Genomic DNA, 15,762 nt, shown 5'->3' on the forward strand with positions numbered 1-15,762 from the left:
TCCTCAAGAGTCAGTGAGTGTAATCCCTCTTAACTTTTTCAAAAGCTTCCTCTTCATAACCAACCTGATCCATCTTGTTGACCAATGTAACAGCAACTTGCTTCACTCCAAGCAGAGAGAGAAAATATCCATGACGCTTTGTATTTTCTTGTACTCCCTCTTTTGCACCAATCACAATTAAAGCTCAGTCGACGTGGGATGCTCCCGTCACCATATTTCGAATAAATTCGACGTGACCTGGAGCATCAAAAACAATATAAGGACGTTTTATCGTCTTAAAAAAACACCGTGCCGCATCTATCGTAATCCCTTGAGATTGCTCCTCTTTCAGAGCATCTAGAAGAAATGCATATTCAAAGGGTTTACTATTACGCGAACAGTAATTTCTCACGGCTTCTAACTTTCCTGCAGGAAGAGCTCCACTATCTGCTAAAAGCCATCCTAGAATAGTGCTTTTTCCGTCCAATCAAGGAGAGGGTGGACCCGTACATGAGATTTTGGAGGAAAGTCCGTATTGAATTGTCCCCAAAACTCTGGTGGCTGATCAGCAATTTCCCACTTATTGGAAGTCCCACGAGGAGAAAAGATACGCTCCTTTGAACGACTTCCCTCTTCATCAGCTTGGATACCAACAATGAGCCCTCCATAGGGTTCCCGATTCATGTCAATTTCGTATTCTCCGCTCTTAAGATTCATCTTGTAACGCACACCGGTCCCTTCAATTGTACGACGCAACGTCTCAGTTTTTAATGCTTTGCAACACTCAATACAACTAACTTTCCCATGAGGAAAGGTCTTTTTTTTCTCCAAAGCTTCTTCGTTCTGGCCATAGATCATTTGAAGCCCCTACTCCATGGCAAGTTTGTCACGATAAGCTATCATTTCAGGAATTTTAAACCCTGTATCAATGTGCACAAGAGGAATAGGGATGTGACTAAAGAATGCTTTTTGGCAAAGCTTTACAATGACCGTGCTATCTTTTCCAACCGACCACAGCATTGCTAAGTTAGGAATATGATAGTAAGCTTCCCGAATAATAAAGATACTTTGGCTTTCGAGTTTGTCTAAGTGTTCCATTTCAAGTTTGATATTTTTAACATGGTTTGCAAGAGTTCGTTTTGGGTTAGTATTCCAACAACATTGTGTTTTTTATCAATGACAGGAACCACCTCAACGGCTTGATCCGAAAAAACCTTCATAATATCTGCAAGCTCTGTTTCAGGTTCTGCGCACAAGGTTTGCTCAGCCGTTAGATCTTTAAGCTTTTTTCGATCTCCTTCTTGCATTCCTTTCAAAATATCCCTCTCAGAGAGCATTCCGAGGAGCTTTCCTTCCTCACCCAGAATAGGAAAATACTTGATCTCATGATGCTTGATTTTTTCCCAAGCTTCCTTAGCAGAAAGCTCGCCCTCAAGATGCATCATCTGTTTATTCATGATTTCACTGGCAAGAACAACGGACTTTTTCTTGTAGAGTTTCTCATTTGCTTTTAGAAATTTTTGGTGAGGATCTTCCTCTTGATTTTGACCGAAATACTGTCCTTTTGATCCCTGATCATCAGGCTTATCTTTCTGAACCTCTTGAACACGATAAGGTTGTCTGCCTCCATAGATGTTGTTTACAAAAAATCCCATAGAAACGCATTTTATCAATAAATACTTTTTATTAATAGGAGCAAAGATTTTTCTGGAAAATTGGGTTCCAATCACCCCTAGACGAAGCTCTTTATCAAGCCGACATTCACCACACACACTTCCTATAAATTTGAGATTTGCAGCAAAACCGATCAGATGTTGAGTTGAATGCGAATTTCTTCCGCTTCTTGACGAACGCGCTCAAGCATTCCACGATTGCTTGCGTAGTCTTCGCATACGTTCATAAGCGTCTTAATTTTTGAGTGTGTGGGTCCGCCTACTTCATGTGCATGATTAAGAAGTTCATCTCTCCAAAGAGGAAGAATCGTTTTCATATCATCTTCGCTCTCTTCAGTCAGCTCAAACTCAATGAGAAATTCTTGGATTTCTCCTTTAAGAAGCTCCTTGGGGTCTTCTTCTTCCATTCCATCATTGAACATAAATTACTCCAAGCCCTGTCTTAATTTATCGAGGTCAAAGACCACTTTTTTTTGATCCCCTCCGCCAAAAGCATAAGCGCGACAGTCACGAATCATATTTTCAACATATCTTTGGATGGGCTCTCCTAATGCCTCCCCATCATTTTCAAGCACACTTTCTAGCTTCGTAAGGATCTCTAACATCGTTTCACGGGTGTATCCTCCCTGCTCAAATTGCCAGAGAAAAGTTTGAAGATCATGAATTAATTGTTTTTTTGGATTCATGACTTGAGTTCATTTCGCAAAAATTCTAGGCATTCGTAAACCATTTCAATCTTTCCATGGCCATTGGCAAAGTCTGTCGATGCCTGCATAAGCTCTTGAGTGTGAAGGTAGATCTTCCCTCCAATTTCTTTAGCTCTAAGAAGCATAAGCGCCTCATTTAAACGAAGCTGCTCACTCATTGTAGATTTACCCTGCTCTTGATGCTCAAAGGAATAAAATAGAGATTCTAAGGCCTTTGACAGTTCATTCTTTGAGACCTTTGAGGCCCCAGGATATGGATCATCAAATGGCGTTGGCTGACGCTCAGTAGACATAAAAACTTTTCCCTCTTCTATTCGTTCCCTATTTCAAAGCTACCCTATAAAAATTTCCATTTCAAGAGGGGAAATTTCTCCCTTGACCCAAAGCGCTTAATCTAAGATATAGGGGTGTATGAAGAAAATAATGAAAAATTGTTACTCAAGCAGTCTAAAGTACTGCAGTGGCTACTTCACTCAGCTTCTCATCTCCCTTGTCCTCTTATTTATCTTTCGTCCCTATGACCGCGGCCCTATCTATCTAACAATCTGGGAATTTCTCCTGATTCTTGTGTTTAGCTCTGCCATTTTTAATTGCGACCATTCCAAGAAAGTAAAAGTCATCTCCACTTCCCTTGCAATCCCCGCTCTTTTCTTCGAGTGGCTTAACCTACTCTATCCCCAAAAGCTCTTTGTTCTGATCTTTCTTGTCTTTATGATCATTTTTGTATTTGTCACAACAACTTCAATTATTAAGCGTGTCGTTATTAACGCTCGGGTGCGCTTAGAAACTCTCAAAGGGGTGGTATGCGCATATTTTATGGTCGCTATTGGCTTTTCCTTCACATACTTTTTTATCGACCTTATTTCCCCAGGCTCATTCCATTTTTCAAATGTTGATCCAACAATTATTACACACAGCCACTATCTCTCTGAACTCATGTATTTTAGCTTTGTAACGTTGCTTGGTATTGGGTACGGGGATATTATCGCGGTGGAGGATGTGGCACAAACCTTTGCAATCTTAGAAGGGATTGTAGGTCAGTTTTATATTGCTATCCTTGTTTCACGCTTGGTGGCAGTCTACTCGTTTTTCGAACACAAGCTCCACCTCGTTTCCAAAAAAGGAAAGAGTTAAGATATAGAATCTGAGAAAGCCTTAAATCGTCTTATCTGTCCAAAGAAGGGACATAATTGCTGCTGAGGTTGAAATGACAGTATAAGGGGCGACTTCAACAAGACAAAGCTCTCTACGGACAATTTTTGGTCCTAGCTTGTATGTCAGAAAGGCCGTTCCAAAAAAGGTTGCAGCCATAAAGCAGATCTCTTCATGCTGGTATTGATCACCAAATCGAGCCTTGAGCTTCTCACCAACCTTATTTCGCTCCATAATGGTCATTGTAAGCGTTGAGGTCCCTGCTGCCATGAATGACGTAGTTAAAGCTCCTGATAGCGGCGCAGAAAGCCTTGTGAGCTTCCTCACTCCAAGAACGCCAACTCCTCCAAGAACCGTCCCTATAAGGGCTGTTAATCCAAAATGAGCCCCTAATTTCTGCGTCATATTGATTTCCTCTTACTTAAGTTTTCTCGAATTACCAGTTACCCAGTGCATTTTTCCCCATCCATATAGGTAATCGCCTCATAACTAACGGCCCCTCCAAAGTATGTCACCTTTAAGCTCACAGGAGTTTTAATCACATACTGAGAGAGCTTACTTGCAACAAAGGGGGCCAAAATGAACATAAAGAGCCCAGCAAAAAACTTATTCGGGGTAAATCGTGGTGGAAAAGAGCGAAAATCGCGGGAGGAATACCAGGAGCGTCCATCTAAAAATGCTGTATAAAGCGTTGCATTGGCTAGAGCTCCAATTGCAGCGGCCTTAAGGGGATAAATAAACCTCCCTTTAAGAGCTTTTGAAGCGCCAGTCATGGCGGAATGAATCACTAAAAGAGCTAAACCATTAAATAGCATGGATTGACGTGCCTGCACAAACAGAGCAAACCGAGAAACTTTCATGTGCCCAAGCTCCCCTTCTGGGGGATTCACCAAATTATTTGGCGGGGTGATCCAATTTTCTGGCTTTACTGTAAACATGCTAACGGCTACCATCGTTTAAAATAAATTTTATCGTTCCAGCCATCGCAAGGATTGAAAGGGCTTCCATCTTGAGCACTTCCCATTTTTTTACGGGATACCCACTAAATTTGAGAAGGAGAACCGTTGAGCCTACACTCGCCAAAATAAGAGCCGTCATGTTAACAATACGATCTTCAGCGCTCCACTTTTCCTTAACCCTTCCATCTGCTAGGTCATGCCTCATACGATGCGTTCCAGAGGCAGCAAGAGCCGTCATGGAACCATTAATCACACCTGGTGTGACGTCTTCGATCCCGGCCAAATAGAGGACTAAAGCATTCACAGCAACCGCTGAAACCGCAAATACTCCACCTGTGACAAATAATTCTTCGATCTGACGCCCAACAGGGGCGTTTCCGCTAAAAGCGCAATTACTTCTACAAGCCATACTAATTCCTCCGATGACGCAGCAATCATACACTTTTGCCTCTATAGGGTAAAGAAGTTTTTCCTCAATCGGTTGTGGAGTAATTCTTTTAAAGAAGAAAGATAGAAAAACAAAAAAAGGGATGGCTCTCGCTATCCCTTTTCATTATCAACTAATGAATTAATAAATAAGTCAGAGCTTACACACGTGCAAGATCAACCCATCCTGCAATTTTAGTAGCTTCTTCACCGTTAAGCTCAGCAGCCTTAGTATTGATGGACCTAATCATTTCATCAGTTACTTTAGCAGACTCATCTCTATCTTTACCAGCAGTAGTCAGTACAAATCGAGCAGCATCAGCCAGAGGAAGGAAATCTTGGGTAGCTAGACCTTGGATTTTATTGTGATCACCGTAATCTGTGTGCTGAACGACTGCTACTTTCTCAGCCACTTCTGCGTTACGTGCAGCAACAGCTCTGTTAGCTGACCAAGTTTGGTAAGCTCCATTAGCCATCTTAATGCCTTGGATTCCACCAAACGTTAGGACAGCAGTTGCACCAGATGCAGCAGCTAGTGGCTTAGCGAATTCGCTAAGAGCTGGAAGTGAAGTGTGGCGTGTCTTAAGAATTGTTGTTCCTCTAAGAAGAGTTGTAACAGTTGCTGTTGTCAGAGCAAGAGCGAGAGCTTTCTTTGCAGCACTTTTCTCATCGCCATTTTCCGACGTCCAAAGAGTATGTGCAGACTTAGCAGTCACCAAAACACTCGCACCATTTGCTGCAGAAGCAAATGCTGTTAGGTTGGTGATTTGTTGAATGTATTTGCTACCAAGTTTTACAAGTGCAGCTGCAAAAAGAGAACCCACTACCTCTTGAACATGGTAACGATTGTTTTGAAAACCTTGAACGGCGTTAGAAATCATTTTAATTCCTCCGTAAATTTGGAATATTTGTTAATATAGTGTGCGAAGCTTACCAAGAAATCCTGGATTTTGTAAAGGATTAACCCTGCACTTAAACTTTCAATCACCCTTCTTTTCCTTTGAGACGTCAAAGGTTTCTTTTATAAAGGGTTCGTTAATAACAAATCAAGAAAAAATTTATATTTTTCTTGTGCTAATCGGAAGAGGAGGGATTCGAACCCCCGGTCCCGTGAAGGACTTCTGTTTTCAAGACAGACGCATTCGGCCACTCTGCCACTCTTCCACAATGCGCAACTGTTGGAACGGGAGTATAATCTTTACTACCTCTAAATAGCAAGAAAGTTTTACTAAAAAATTAATTCTTTATGGATTAGATAGTACCGTCAAATATTTTTTGTTGGAAGGAGGCTATCTATGAGGAAAATTGAGACAGAAAACGGACATCATTTTCAGTGAAGAGACGGATATCACTGATTCCATGACGGAGCATAAAAAGTCTTTCAATCCCTCCTCCCCAGGCGTAACCGGAGTAAACTTCGGGATCAATACCACCTTCTTTTAGGACATTTGGATGGATCATTCCAGCTCCAGCAACCTCAAGCCACCCCGTATGCTTACAAAGAACACACCCGCTGCCTGCACAACTGGTACATTTGATATCAACTTCCATTCCTGGCTCAACAAAAGGGAAATAGCTCGGACGGACTCGAAGATCTATCTTCTGTTTAAAGATTTTTGTATAAAACTCTTCTTTGGTTGCCAATAGATCAGAAAAGGCCACGTCTTTATCTATATAAAGAACATCAACCTGGTGGAAAAACACATGGGAGCGAGAAGTAATCGTCTCATTGCGATAGCATTTTCCAGGCGATAGAATCCTAATAGGGGGCTGGACGTTCTCCATCATGTGCTGTTGAATCGATGTAGTATGAGAGCGAAGGAGAATATCAGGAGTAATATAGAAGGTATCCTGCATATCTCTTGCTGGATGGTCAGGAGGATAGTTCAATCCTCCATAATTGTAGTACTCAGTCTCAATCTCAGGACATTCCTGAACAGAAAATCCCATCCCTATCAAGATCTCTGTAACCTCTATCAACATCTGAGAAAGAGGATGCATTCCTCCTAAATTTGAACGGCGTCCAGGAAGGGTCACATCAACTTTCTCCTCTATAAGCCTAAGAGAAAGCTCTTTTGATTGAAGGGTTTCATGATGGGTGTCAATCTCCACAGAAACCTCTTGCTTCAAGGTGTTAATCAGTTTTCCCATCTCAGGACGCTCTTCAGGGGAACAGTCCCTCAGATCTTGCATGAGGGCTTGAATAGGACTTTTCTTTCCAAGATATTTGATACGAATCTGCTCTAAATCTTTTGCAACGGTCGCATTTTCAATTTCAGATTTGAAAGATTTTTTCAGAGCTTCGATTTTTTGTTTCATATACACCTTGCCCCCGAAAATCGGGGGCCTTAGAATGCTTTTATGAGGTGAGTGCTACCTTTGCAGTATCTGCAACCACTGCAAAAGTTTTGGGGTCACGAATGGCGATATCAGAAAGCATCTTCCGATTGATACGGACCCCTGCTTTGGTCAGTCCGTCAATCAGACGACTATAGGAAATTCCTTGAGCCTTTGCAGCCACTCCGATGCGGGTGATCCACAGGCGACGAAAGTCCCCTTTCTTTTTCTTTCTGTGCATGGTGCTAAACGCCATGGCTTTCATCACTGCATCTTGAGTGAGTCGGACGTGATTCTTTCGGTCTCCAACAAACCCTTTTGCTCTCTTTAGTAACCTTTTACGACGCTTTCTTGAAGCGACTCTACTTCTTACTCTTACCATAATTCCCTTACTCCTTTTACATGCACGCTAGGCGCTTATACTTGCTTGAAAAGGCTTCGCTCAATACAGTCTGCTTTTTAAGCTGCCGTTTCCGCTTCGAGGTTTTCTTCGTTAGGATGTGTCGGCGACCCTGCTTTGTCCGCATGAGTTTCCCTGTTCCTGTCTTTTTAAAGCGATTTCGGATCGCTTTCTTAGTTTTCATTTTAGGCACGTTTCGTCTCCGATTGTTACTTCTTCTTGCCCACTGGGGCGAGCACCAAACTAAAATTCCGACCCATCTGCTTTGGAGGAGATTCAGTCTGCGCGATATCGTTGAGTTCTTCAGCGATTCGGAGCGCAACCTTCTGCCCCAGCTCTTGGTGGGCCATCTCTCTTCCACGAAACATACAGGTGACGCGCACTTTGTTCCCTTTCTCGATAAATTCTCGGGCCCTTTTGATCTTCACTTGAAGATCATGCTCGTCAATGTTTGGTTTGACCTTTACTTCTTTAAGCTTGGCCTGGTGCTGTGCTTTTTTACTTTCCCGCTCTTTTTTTGTCATCTGGTAGCGGAATTTCCCATAATCTATAACTTTGCAAACAGGTGGTTTCGCATTCGGAGAAATCTCAACGAGGTCCAGCCCATCCTGTTTTGCCTGCGCTTGCGCTTGCTCTATCGTTACAACGCCTACTTGCTTCCCATCTTTTCCTATCAATCGAACTTGTGGAGCGCGTATCTCTCTGTTAATTCTCAAACGATTTCATCCTATTCATCACAAACGGCCACTATACTCAATAACTCTTTTTTTTGCGATAGATCTTTTTCACTATCTTCTAAAACATTCAGTACCATCCGCTGCATGCAGGGAAAAACTGAATGCACTATGGTATAGAATCCCTTGTTTTTTTGCGCGGTTAAAAAAGATCCTTTTCTTTCTATCTTGATCTCTTTCCCTTTTTTCCACTCTAAGTTGAGCTCTCGAAAGGTTTCTTGAAGCGTTTCAGGGCCAGTTCCACTCCACTCCCCCTCTATGAGAGAAAGCTCTTCAATGATTTTCATACATTTTTTAAGAGATGGGAGTAAATCTTTTTCTAGACAAACTGTTGTCGCTAAGTCAGAGTGACTGTCCTTTGAAAGAAAAAATTCTGCAGAGAGCCCTGCACTCAAGGCTCCTCCGACTATTAATTCAAACCCCTCTTTTAAATGGACTTTTCGCCACTTTTCATATAGGCGGAAAAACAGAGCTTCACCTCTCTTTCTCCAACATAGATTGTTTTTTTCAAGAAAGTCGGCGCCACGAGTAATACTGACGTCAAAAAGGCCTAGTTCTTCTCCCAGCTTAAAAGGGTCTACAGGACTTTTTTCACCTATTTCGAGTTGCCCTATAACACGATAAACGGGCTTCTCCTGCTTCCGAAAACGAAGAGGCAGTCGCTCTTCAATTTTCATGAGTTTAAAAGGGCCAAGTTCCCCTGTTTTTTCCAAAAACTCCCCCTCTACCAGATCAATAAAAGCATCGATTTGAACTACCTGCACTAGAGGACCTTGAGCTTGTTGAGCAAAGTGAGCGGGATAGTAGCGGCGATTGTGACGAAAAAACTCAAGTGCATTTGAAGGAACCATCTCATGAATCTTGATAGGGTGATCTTTTGATGTGATCTCCCGCATCCGATTTTCTAGATGTGGAAGCATCACCTCCGCGAGGGTTTCTCCCATAACAATATCATAGTAAAATATGGAGCCAGCTACACCTCCCTTTAAGAGATATCCTTGGGGAATTAGATCCGACAAGGCAGCTCCGAGGACTGCTGTGGCTGTTTGGCAAATCTGGAAATTATGACGATCTTTCAAAATAAAATGGTTGGGATATAGCTGACTCGAACAGCTGACCTCCACGATGTCAACGTGGCGCTCTAACCAACTGAGCTAATACCCCATTTGGAATTTTAATTTCCAACATTCTATATGAAAGCTAATTTCTCATCAACAATATAGTGACATCCTTGAGAGCGTGGATTTTGAAGCGCTCCTTGAGTAATGAGGAGAGCGGTTTCGCATCCATTTCGAAGAGCAAGGAGTTCTGGAGTTAATAAGGCCCCCTCATAAAAAGAATTAATTTCCCACTTAAGTTCGTTTAGCATTTTGTTTGCTCTTTTCAGACGCCGAGAACTTCTCAAAAGCCCCACATAGTTCCACATGGTTTGTTTGATGGTCATCCAATCTTGTTGGATCAAAGCTTTATCGATTTTTTCGGTCCCCATTTTCCAGGGTTCAATTTCAGGGAAATTGATCTTTTTTATGTGGATCGATCGACTGCAGGTTCTTGCCCAAACAACCCCTTCAAGGAGCGCTGTCGATGCAAGACGATTGGCTCCATGCAAACCACTGCAGGCTACTTCGCCAATCGCTCTCAAGCCCTGCATGGTTGTCCGCCCCTCAAGATCTACTGCTACCCCACCGCAGCTATAGTGAGCAGCGGGGACAATGGGAAGGGGGTGTTTGTCCATCTCCCACCCTCGGTCTCTGCAGTGCTGGTAGATTGTCGGAAATCGATTCTGCAAAGCTTCTTTCCCTTTAAAATGCATATCAAGCCATACGTGGGAATGATTGGCTCTAAGCATCTCTTCAAAAATGGCTCGTGCTGCAACATCTCGCGGGGAAAGTGGGTCAACTAAAACATCTCCTTCATGAGATAAGATTTGACCTCCTTCTCCTCTCAAAGCTTCTGACAGAAGGAAACGCGGTTCTCCAACGGTATATAGGGCTGTGGGATGAAATTGAACATACTCCATATTCATGATCCGGACACCCGCACGATAGGCCATTGCAACGCCATCTCCTCGCGCTTCCTTGCCATTGGTTGTATGAAGAAAACACTCTCCTACCCCTCCTGTTGCAAGGATTGTTTCCTCTGCAAATAACACATAAACTTCTTCCGTTTGATGGCTTAGAATGTAAGCGCCAACACATGTTGGAGGTTGATAGATGTCAGTTGCTCTTTTTGAATGATGCGAAAGGGTAATTAAATCGATAGCACTCTGATTATGCAGAAGAGTTACATGGGGGTGATTCGAGACTTTTTGATAAACTCCCTCCATAATAACTTTCCCCGTTTGATCTCCATGGAATAAGATCCTAGGAACCGAGTGAGCCCCTTCTTGCGTAAACTTCCATTCCCCACTTGCTTCTTTTTCAAAGGGGATTTCCTTGAGCGTTTCCTCTATCGCTTTAGGTCCGAGCTGAACGAGTTGATCCACTGCTTGTTCATTGCAAAGACCTACTCCAGCATTCATGATGTCAGTCTTAAACAGCCCCTCAGGCTCATCTGGAGCCTGGTACCCTATTCCCCCTTGCGCTCGATAGGAGTTGGCAGAGGTCAGTCCTTCACCTGAAGAAATCACCACCACATCGATTCCTCGATCTCCAAGCTCTAAGGCAGCAACTAGCCCTGCTATCCCTCCACCTATGATTAAAACGCTTGTTTCTGTTATCATGATCGTTACCATAAGGTTTCTGGAAAATCGAATCAATGTTTCTTAAACTTGCACATCAAATTTGGAAAAGCCATTTAAGACCTGGGAACTTTGCAATCGATGCAACATGCGGCAATGGATACGATACCGAAGTGCTCTCGCGTTTTAATCTTGCTCACTTATATGTGTTTGATATCCAAAAAAAGGCGCTGAATTCAACAAAGTCTCGAGTTGGAGAAAGTAAAAATATTTCTTACCATTTAGAGTGCCATTCTATGCTTTCTCCCGTCAAGGACCCTATTGATCTCATTGTCTACAATCTTGGTTATCTCCCCGGAGGAGATAAATCCCTTACAACCAATGTACAAACAACTATTAAAAGTATCGAAACCGGCATGGTGCTCCTCAATCCGGGAGGTCTCATCAGCTGCATGCTCTATCCCGGTCACACTGAGGGAGCTAGGGAAGAATCCGCTCTCATTACTTTAGTCGCAAACTTTTCTCCGAAAAAGTTTCAGGTTTCTCATCATCAGTCAATCAACCGCTCTAAGGGACCTTCCTTGCTCCTCATTCAAAAAATAATATAGTAAATATTTTAAACTTTGCACAATTCAATCGATTTCTATATGAGTAAGAAATGATTATGAATTGCCTGGGAATTAGACATTTAGTATAATAATGGTAGGTAGGATATTAACAAATTGTTAATAAACACTCCTAAAACTCACAAGGGAAAGTATGGAATTAAAAAAAGTTATTGACGCCTCTCCGATCTTTTTTCAAGAACGTCAGTCAGGTGTTGTTGAAGAGTTATATGATGCAATTTATAGCCAAGAAACTTACAATCGAAGAGATCTTTTTAATATCATTCAGCGAGTCAATAACGTTGATGTTTCAAAGCTTCCTGAAGAGACGCAACATAAATTTCAAAGTCTATGTGGACGGGTTCACTCTTTGAATGTGAATCATATGGTTGATACAATCTACGAAGAAGCAATAGCTTTAAGTAGCGGGGAGTATTCTTCTCCAGAAGAACTTGCCCATCGTACACAAACTCTTAAGGAAATAATGGCCGATGTTTGGAGCAACAATTCCCTTTCAGTAGACAATTCAAATTTTCTTCGAATGGCCTCCGTGAAACTTGCAGAACTTTCAGGTCAAACTCCTTTTTCAAAAATAGATGATATGGTACACCATTCCCAAGTCAACTTTGTTAAGGACGAGAAAATGTTACCAGAATCTGAAGTTATCGGAGCGGTTGTCACCCCTGATTGGGACGCTGCCGAACTCTCTATTGAGATTTTGCAAATCGCACAGCTTCTTCATCAGGGGCATCCCGAAGGAATTATAAAGTTTCGTCAACTTCCACAAGGTGTGCAGCAGGACCTGGGTCCTGTTGATCATTCTGCTGAATATATTCGTGAAATGGTCACTATGGGTATGCAAATGGTGCGCAAAGATGGATACTCTCCCTCTCAGAAAGAGATTGAGCTTATGTTTGCGGAAGCTCCGCCTGTGGCATAATGTAAAATGATCCGGTTACGACTGGCAGAGCCTTTTCTTTTTTTGCATAAGCAAGGGCCTCTTCAAGAGTCATAGATATTCCTACCCTAAAGCTTTCTTGAGGAAGAAGCCTAGGGTGGTCTGAAGGCAGCAGGGCAATGTGGTCAGCATACTTTTCTATGACTTCAAGAGCGCCTTCAACATCCTTATCTTTTGCCATTCCCAACAAGACATGAATCTTCTTTCCTCGATATTCTTTTTTGATCTTCTCAAAAAGGTGGGTAAGTGCCGCAGGGTTATGCGCCACATCTAGAAGCATATCCCCTCTTTTTTCAAAGCGACAGGGAGGACGCTGCGCCAGGCTATCGGTGATTTCGGTATTAAAGGGAAGGTGTTTGAGCGCTTTTCGAGCAATGTTCATGCTCCCTTCTTTGGAGAGAATCACAGGCGCATTCTTATCTTCAGCAATATCGAAAATAGGCTTTCTAGCAGCTGACTCTCCTAATACAATAGGGGTGTTTTTTTTAATAATCCCCCCTTTTTCCTTAGCGATTGCATCAAGAGTTCCCCCTAAAATTGAGGAATGGTCGATATCAATTGATGTGATGATTGAGAGGATTGGGTCGATAATATTTGTTGCATCAAGCCTCCCACCAAGCCCCGCTTCGATAATGGCTATATCTACCTCTTCTCGTGCAAAGTAATGAAAAGCAAGTAGCGTAGTAATCTCAAAAAACTTGGGATTCTTGGCAAGAGGAAGGATTTTTTCGAGGCCTAAAACAACATCTTCTTCAGAAATCATAACACCGTTAATCTGAATTCGCTCACGGTAAGTATGGAGGTGAGGAGAGGTAAAGAGCCCCACTCGATAACCATTTTCCTGTAGTACAGCAGATAGCTTCAAAGCAACGGTCCCCTTTCCGTTAGTCCCCGCAATATGAACTGATGGAAAACCTCTTTCCGGATGACCTAATTTTTCCGCCAGGTCAAGCGGCGCGGATAAATCCGTTTTGAGTTCTTTGGAGCGATTTAAAGAAAACAAAAAGTCAGTAAGCTCATGATACCGGTCATGTCTCTCCAAAAAGTTTCAAGACATTGTCTTCTCCAACCCAGGAACAACCAAGCTCAATATAAGGCTTCACTGTTCCGTGAAAATCTGAACCACCACTCACAAGAAGCCCATTCTTCTCAGCTACAGTAAGCCAGCGTTTTTCGTGATTATGAAAACGCCCATAATAACATTCAATTCCATCAAAAGGCATCGAAAGCAAAGCATTCAAGACGGCCCCCTTTCTTACCAAGTGGGGGTGGGCAATAAAGGCTTTTCCACCGGCATTTTGGATGGTCTGAATCGTCTCTTGTGGTGTGACGCTCTCACCTGGTTCAAAGCAGGGCTTCCCTTCCCCAATGAACCGGTTGAACGCTTCTTGAATTGAGGAAACAATTCCTTTCTCCAGTAGGAGTTGTGCAATATGAGGACGCCCCACTGTCCTATCTTTTGGGTTGCCGAGTTCTTCCTCATCAACAATAATCGAGAGTCGCTTCAGCCTTTTTAAAATAGCGCGGTTGCGATAGAGACGCCTTTCTTGGTGTTTGTCACAAAAATCAAGAATTTCAGGGGTTTTCTTCATTCCGTATCCAAGAAGATGCACAGGATAACCCTTATGGCGTGTTGAAAATTCCACCCCTACAAAAAGCTTGACTCCAAGCGATTCTGCTTCAGCAAAAAGCTCTTCCGTATAGGCATCAAGCGTATCATGGTCCGTAATAGCGAGACCATCTAGCCCTTTCTCTTTTGCTAATACAAGTAACTCACTAGGACTGCACGTTCCATCACTACAAGTGGAATGGCAATGAAGATCAGCACGATACATCAGCGCCCTCCAATATTGTAAGGAATGGGGCGTATTTCCATTTCAAGCTCATGCCCTGTTTTTTCCCTTATCGTTTCTTTGATATACTTGGCGAGCTCTAGAACATCTGAAGTCTTAGCTTCTCCCCGATTGATAATAAAATTTCCATGAAGAGTCGAAACTTCAGCTCCCCCTATACGCTTTCCTTTCAAACCGCATTCTTCGATTAGAGCACCAGCCCCTATAGAATCAGGATTACGAAAAATACACCCCGCACTTTTTTCGCCATACGGTTGCGTCCGCATTCGATATTCGACAATCTCGAGTTGATCCTTTCGAGCCTGTTCATACTTTATAAGTTGAAATCGTCCTGAGACGATGATGTCCTCACTATTTTGAAAAGGAGAGGTGCGATACGAAAATGCAAGGTCTGCTATCTCCACAAGCTCTCCACTCTTATCAATCACTCCCACATGGGTGAGGGCGTCGCAGGTTTCCTTCCCATTTGCGCCAGCATTCATATAGATAGCTCCCCCAACAGACCCAGGGATTCCTGAAGCAAACTCCAGGCCGCTCCATTTTTTTCGCGCCATTTGCGCCCCTAGAAGGGAGAATGAATACCCAGCTCCCACATGAAGAACCCCTTCATCGAATTCAAAAAAATCAATTTTGTTAAGGACGATCATCCCATCAAACCCTCGATCACTAAAAAGAGAATTAGAACCCTTCCCGACAACCCAATAAGGCATGCCTTCGCGGTTAAGAAACAGCCTAAGCTCTTGCATCTCGGCTATCGTTTGGACAGAGATAAAATAACGAGCATTTCCCCCGATTCCAAATGTTGAGAGTCCCTTTAGGGGCTTGTTGAGTTCAATACGGGTTTCGATAGACACGGGGAGTCCTCTGATTGAAAGATTGCATCTAATACAGCGTTGACAAACGCTCCTCCCTCAGGGGTTCCAAACTTTCGACTGAGTCGAATCGCCTCAGCAATAGCCACTTTAGGAGGGACCTCTCCTTCATATTTTAATTCAAAAACACCGAGGCGTAAAATGTTGCGCTCGACACGGGAGATCCTTTTGAAATCATAATCTTTTGAAAATTTAGAAATCAAGGCATCGATCTCATCCATGATTCCGAAAATCTTTTCCACCTTTGCAAAAGCATGATGGAGCACCTTCCGTGTAACCACAAATTGGTCAAGCATGGAAGAAAGAACTTTCGCATCAGCCTCATTATTGAGATCACGACTATAAACCATCTGGAAGACGATTTCTCTAAACTTTCTTTGAGGAACAACCATAACTCCAGAAGGATACCAGAAAACCTCTTCCAAAA

The 15,762-nt window shown here is 42.8% G+C and carries 21 protein-coding genes, 2 tRNA genes and 2 pseudogenes; 3 read left to right on the top strand and 22 right to left on the bottom strand.

Annotation, left to right across the window (positions count from 1 at the left end; all coding sequences use genetic code 11):
- Window positions 1-19 precede the first annotated feature (19 nt).
- From R2I63_RS01455 to R2I63_RS01480, 6 genes and pseudogenes are all read right to left on the bottom strand, one after another.
- Window positions 20-466 (bottom strand): annotated as a pseudogene (locus R2I63_RS01455) (GTP-binding protein); the annotation flags it as partial.
- Window positions 457-1,077: pseudogene (gene cysD / locus R2I63_RS01460) on the bottom strand (sulfate adenylyltransferase subunit CysD); the annotation flags it as partial. The pseudogenes R2I63_RS01455 and cysD, both read right to left, overlap by 10 nt.
- Window positions 1,065-1,751 (bottom strand): CBS domain-containing protein, encoded by a 687-nt coding sequence (locus R2I63_RS01465; RefSeq protein WP_316358066.1) that lies wholly within the window; start codon window positions 1,749-1,751, stop codon window positions 1,065-1,067. The pseudogene cysD and the gene R2I63_RS01465, both read right to left, overlap by 13 nt.
- 35 nt (window positions 1,752-1,786) lie before the next feature.
- Complete coding sequence (locus R2I63_RS01470) at window positions 1,787-2,074, bottom strand: hypothetical protein (RefSeq protein WP_316358069.1); 288 nt, start codon at window positions 2,072-2,074, stop codon at window positions 1,787-1,789.
- A 3-nt stretch (window positions 2,075-2,077) separates the two neighbouring features.
- Window positions 2,078-2,338, bottom strand: coding sequence for a hypothetical protein (locus R2I63_RS01475; RefSeq protein ID WP_316358070.1), 261 nt, complete (start codon window positions 2,336-2,338; stop codon window positions 2,078-2,080).
- Window positions 2,335-2,652: a hypothetical protein gene (locus tag R2I63_RS01480; RefSeq protein ID WP_316358076.1), complete on the bottom strand. Its 318-nt coding sequence runs from the start codon at window positions 2,650-2,652 to the stop codon at window positions 2,335-2,337. The genes R2I63_RS01475 and R2I63_RS01480 overlap by 4 nt, the downstream gene beginning before the upstream one ends.
- Window positions 2,653-2,770: 118 nt before the next feature.
- Here R2I63_RS01480 and R2I63_RS01485 point away from each other — a divergent pair, with 118 nt between their 5' ends.
- Window positions 2,771-3,493 carry an ion channel gene (locus R2I63_RS01485; RefSeq protein ID WP_316358079.1) on the top strand — a complete coding sequence of 241 codons (723 nt, stop codon included), beginning with the start codon at window positions 2,771-2,773 and terminating at the stop codon, window positions 3,491-3,493.
- Between the two features lie 21 nt (window positions 3,494-3,514).
- Here the strand turns inward: R2I63_RS01485 and R2I63_RS01490 are convergent, their stop codons facing one another.
- The 12 genes from R2I63_RS01490 to R2I63_RS01545 form a co-directional block, all read right to left on the bottom strand.
- The gene (locus tag R2I63_RS01490; protein WP_316358082.1) at window positions 3,515-3,916 is read right to left on the bottom strand and encodes a hypothetical protein; all 402 of its coding nucleotides are present in this window, start codon (window positions 3,914-3,916) and stop codon (window positions 3,515-3,517) included.
- 38 nt (window positions 3,917-3,954) lie between these two features.
- Window positions 3,955-4,449 (bottom strand): hypothetical protein, encoded by a 495-nt coding sequence (locus tag R2I63_RS01495; protein ID WP_316358084.1) that lies wholly within the window; start codon window positions 4,447-4,449, stop codon window positions 3,955-3,957.
- 1 nt (window position 4,450) lies between these two features.
- The gene (locus tag R2I63_RS01500) at window positions 4,451-4,879 is read right to left on the bottom strand and encodes a hypothetical protein (protein ID WP_316358086.1); all 429 of its coding nucleotides are present in this window, start codon (window positions 4,877-4,879) and stop codon (window positions 4,451-4,453) included.
- Window positions 4,880-5,057: 178 nt separating this feature from the next.
- Complete coding sequence (locus R2I63_RS01505) at window positions 5,058-5,777, bottom strand: hypothetical protein (RefSeq protein WP_316358088.1); 720 nt, start codon at window positions 5,775-5,777, stop codon at window positions 5,058-5,060.
- Between the two features lie 198 nt (window positions 5,778-5,975).
- Window positions 5,976-6,060: transfer RNA gene (locus R2I63_RS01510), tRNA-Ser, on the bottom strand.
- Window positions 6,061-6,189: 129 nt separating this feature from the next.
- Window positions 6,190-7,221, bottom strand: coding sequence for a phenylalanine--tRNA ligase subunit alpha (pheS, locus tag R2I63_RS01515; RefSeq protein WP_445083650.1), 1,032 nt, complete (start codon window positions 7,219-7,221; stop codon window positions 6,190-6,192).
- A 34-nt stretch (window positions 7,222-7,255) separates the two neighbouring features.
- The gene (gene rplT / locus R2I63_RS01520) at window positions 7,256-7,615 is read right to left on the bottom strand and encodes a 50S ribosomal protein L20 (RefSeq protein ID WP_316358093.1); all 360 of its coding nucleotides are present in this window, start codon (window positions 7,613-7,615) and stop codon (window positions 7,256-7,258) included.
- Window positions 7,616-7,631: 16 nt separating this feature from the next.
- Window positions 7,632-7,826, bottom strand: coding sequence for a 50S ribosomal protein L35 (gene rpmI, locus R2I63_RS01525; protein WP_316358096.1), 195 nt, complete (start codon window positions 7,824-7,826; stop codon window positions 7,632-7,634).
- A 16-nt stretch (window positions 7,827-7,842) separates the two neighbouring features.
- Complete coding sequence (infC, locus tag R2I63_RS01530; protein ID WP_316358098.1) at window positions 7,843-8,349, bottom strand: translation initiation factor IF-3; 507 nt, start codon at window positions 8,347-8,349, stop codon at window positions 7,843-7,845.
- A gap of 11 nt (window positions 8,350-8,360) precedes the next feature.
- Window positions 8,361-9,386, bottom strand: a complete 1,026-nt coding sequence (locus R2I63_RS01535) for a hypothetical protein (RefSeq protein ID WP_316358100.1) — start codon at window positions 9,384-9,386, stop codon at window positions 8,361-8,363.
- Between the two features lie 71 nt (window positions 9,387-9,457).
- Window positions 9,458-9,531 (bottom strand) — tRNA-Val (locus R2I63_RS01540).
- Between the two features lie 25 nt (window positions 9,532-9,556).
- Entirely contained in the window at window positions 9,557-11,089 is a 1,533-nt protein-coding gene (locus R2I63_RS01545) for an L-aspartate oxidase (RefSeq protein ID WP_316358101.1), read from the bottom strand.
- 35 nt (window positions 11,090-11,124) lie between these two features.
- Here R2I63_RS01545 and R2I63_RS01550 point away from each other — a divergent pair, with 35 nt between their 5' ends.
- Together R2I63_RS01550 and R2I63_RS01555 are read left to right on the top strand one after the other, a co-directional pair.
- A complete protein-coding gene (locus tag R2I63_RS01550) occupies window positions 11,125-11,655 on the top strand; it encodes a tRNA (mnm(5)s(2)U34)-methyltransferase (RefSeq protein ID WP_316358102.1) in 531 nt (176 codons plus the stop codon).
- Window positions 11,656-11,806: 151 nt separating this feature from the next.
- The gene (locus R2I63_RS01555; protein ID WP_316358103.1) at window positions 11,807-12,592 is read left to right on the top strand and encodes a hypothetical protein; all 786 of its coding nucleotides are present in this window, start codon (window positions 11,807-11,809) and stop codon (window positions 12,590-12,592) included.
- On the opposite strand, the gene R2I63_RS01560 is transcribed toward R2I63_RS01555, so the two are convergent.
- The 4 genes from R2I63_RS01560 to nusB are packed head-to-tail and all read right to left on the bottom strand — an operon-like array spanning window position 12,561 to window position 15,760.
- Window positions 12,561-13,652, bottom strand: coding sequence for a bifunctional folylpolyglutamate synthase/dihydrofolate synthase (locus R2I63_RS01560; protein ID WP_316358106.1), 1,092 nt, complete (start codon window positions 13,650-13,652; stop codon window positions 12,561-12,563). The genes R2I63_RS01555 and R2I63_RS01560 overlap by 32 nt on opposite strands.
- Window positions 13,639-14,445: a PHP domain-containing protein gene (locus R2I63_RS01565; RefSeq protein WP_316358108.1), complete on the bottom strand. Its 807-nt coding sequence runs from the start codon at window positions 14,443-14,445 to the stop codon at window positions 13,639-13,641. Before R2I63_RS01565 ends, R2I63_RS01560 begins: the two co-directional genes overlap by 14 nt.
- Window positions 14,445-15,317, bottom strand: coding sequence for a UDP-N-acetylmuramate dehydrogenase (gene murB / locus R2I63_RS01570; RefSeq protein WP_316358110.1), 873 nt, complete (start codon window positions 15,315-15,317; stop codon window positions 14,445-14,447). The genes R2I63_RS01565 and murB overlap by 1 nt, the downstream gene beginning before the upstream one ends.
- Window positions 15,278-15,760, bottom strand: a complete 483-nt coding sequence (nusB, locus tag R2I63_RS01575) for a transcription antitermination factor NusB (protein WP_316358112.1) — start codon at window positions 15,758-15,760, stop codon at window positions 15,278-15,280. The genes murB and nusB overlap by 40 nt, the downstream gene beginning before the upstream one ends.
- Window positions 15,761-15,762 lie beyond the last annotated feature (2 nt).

This window comes from Candidatus Neptunochlamydia sp. REUL1 (genome assembly GCF_963457595.1).
In the GTDB taxonomy this organism is placed as follows: Bacteria; Chlamydiota; Chlamydiia; order Chlamydiales; family Simkaniaceae; genus Neptunichlamydia.

What these genes read in the sequence shown, in the direction of transcription:
- R2I63_RS01470 (WP_316358069.1), bottom strand. Translation starts at nt 2,074, where the DNA reads ATGTTCAATGATGGAATGGAAGAAGAAGACCCCAAGGAGCTTCTTAAA.
- R2I63_RS01475 (WP_316358070.1), bottom strand. Translation starts at nt 2,338, where the DNA reads ATGAATCCAAAAAAACAATTAATTCATGATCTTCAAACTTTTCTCTGG.
- R2I63_RS01480 (WP_316358076.1), bottom strand. Translation starts at nt 2,652, where the DNA reads ATGTCTACTGAGCGTCAGCCAACGCCATTTGATGATCCATATCCTGGG.
- R2I63_RS01485 (WP_316358079.1), top strand. Translation starts at nt 2,771, where the DNA reads ATGAAGAAAATAATGAAAAATTGTTACTCAAGCAGTCTAAAGTACTGC.
- R2I63_RS01490 (WP_316358082.1), bottom strand. Translation starts at nt 3,916, where the DNA reads ATGACGCAGAAATTAGGGGCTCATTTTGGATTAACAGCCCTTATAGGG.
- R2I63_RS01495 (WP_316358084.1), bottom strand. Translation starts at nt 4,449, where the DNA reads ATGTTTACAGTAAAGCCAGAAAATTGGATCACCCCGCCAAATAATTTG.
- R2I63_RS01500 (WP_316358086.1), bottom strand. Translation starts at nt 4,879, where the DNA reads ATGGCTTGTAGAAGTAATTGCGCTTTTAGCGGAAACGCCCCTGTTGGG.
- R2I63_RS01505 (WP_316358088.1), bottom strand. Translation starts at nt 5,777, where the DNA reads ATGATTTCTAACGCCGTTCAAGGTTTTCAAAACAATCGTTACCATGTT.
- rplT (WP_316358093.1), bottom strand. Translation starts at nt 7,615, where the DNA reads ATGGTAAGAGTAAGAAGTAGAGTCGCTTCAAGAAAGCGTCGTAAAAGG.
- R2I63_RS01545 (WP_316358101.1), bottom strand. Translation starts at nt 11,089, where the DNA reads ATGATAACAGAAACAAGCGTTTTAATCATAGGTGGAGGGATAGCAGGG.
- R2I63_RS01550 (WP_316358102.1), top strand. Translation starts at nt 11,125, where the DNA reads ATGTTTCTTAAACTTGCACATCAAATTTGGAAAAGCCATTTAAGACCT.
- R2I63_RS01555 (WP_316358103.1), top strand. Translation starts at nt 11,807, where the DNA reads ATGGAATTAAAAAAAGTTATTGACGCCTCTCCGATCTTTTTTCAAGAA.
- R2I63_RS01565 (WP_316358108.1), bottom strand. Translation starts at nt 14,445, where the DNA reads ATGTATCGTGCTGATCTTCATTGCCATTCCACTTGTAGTGATGGAACG.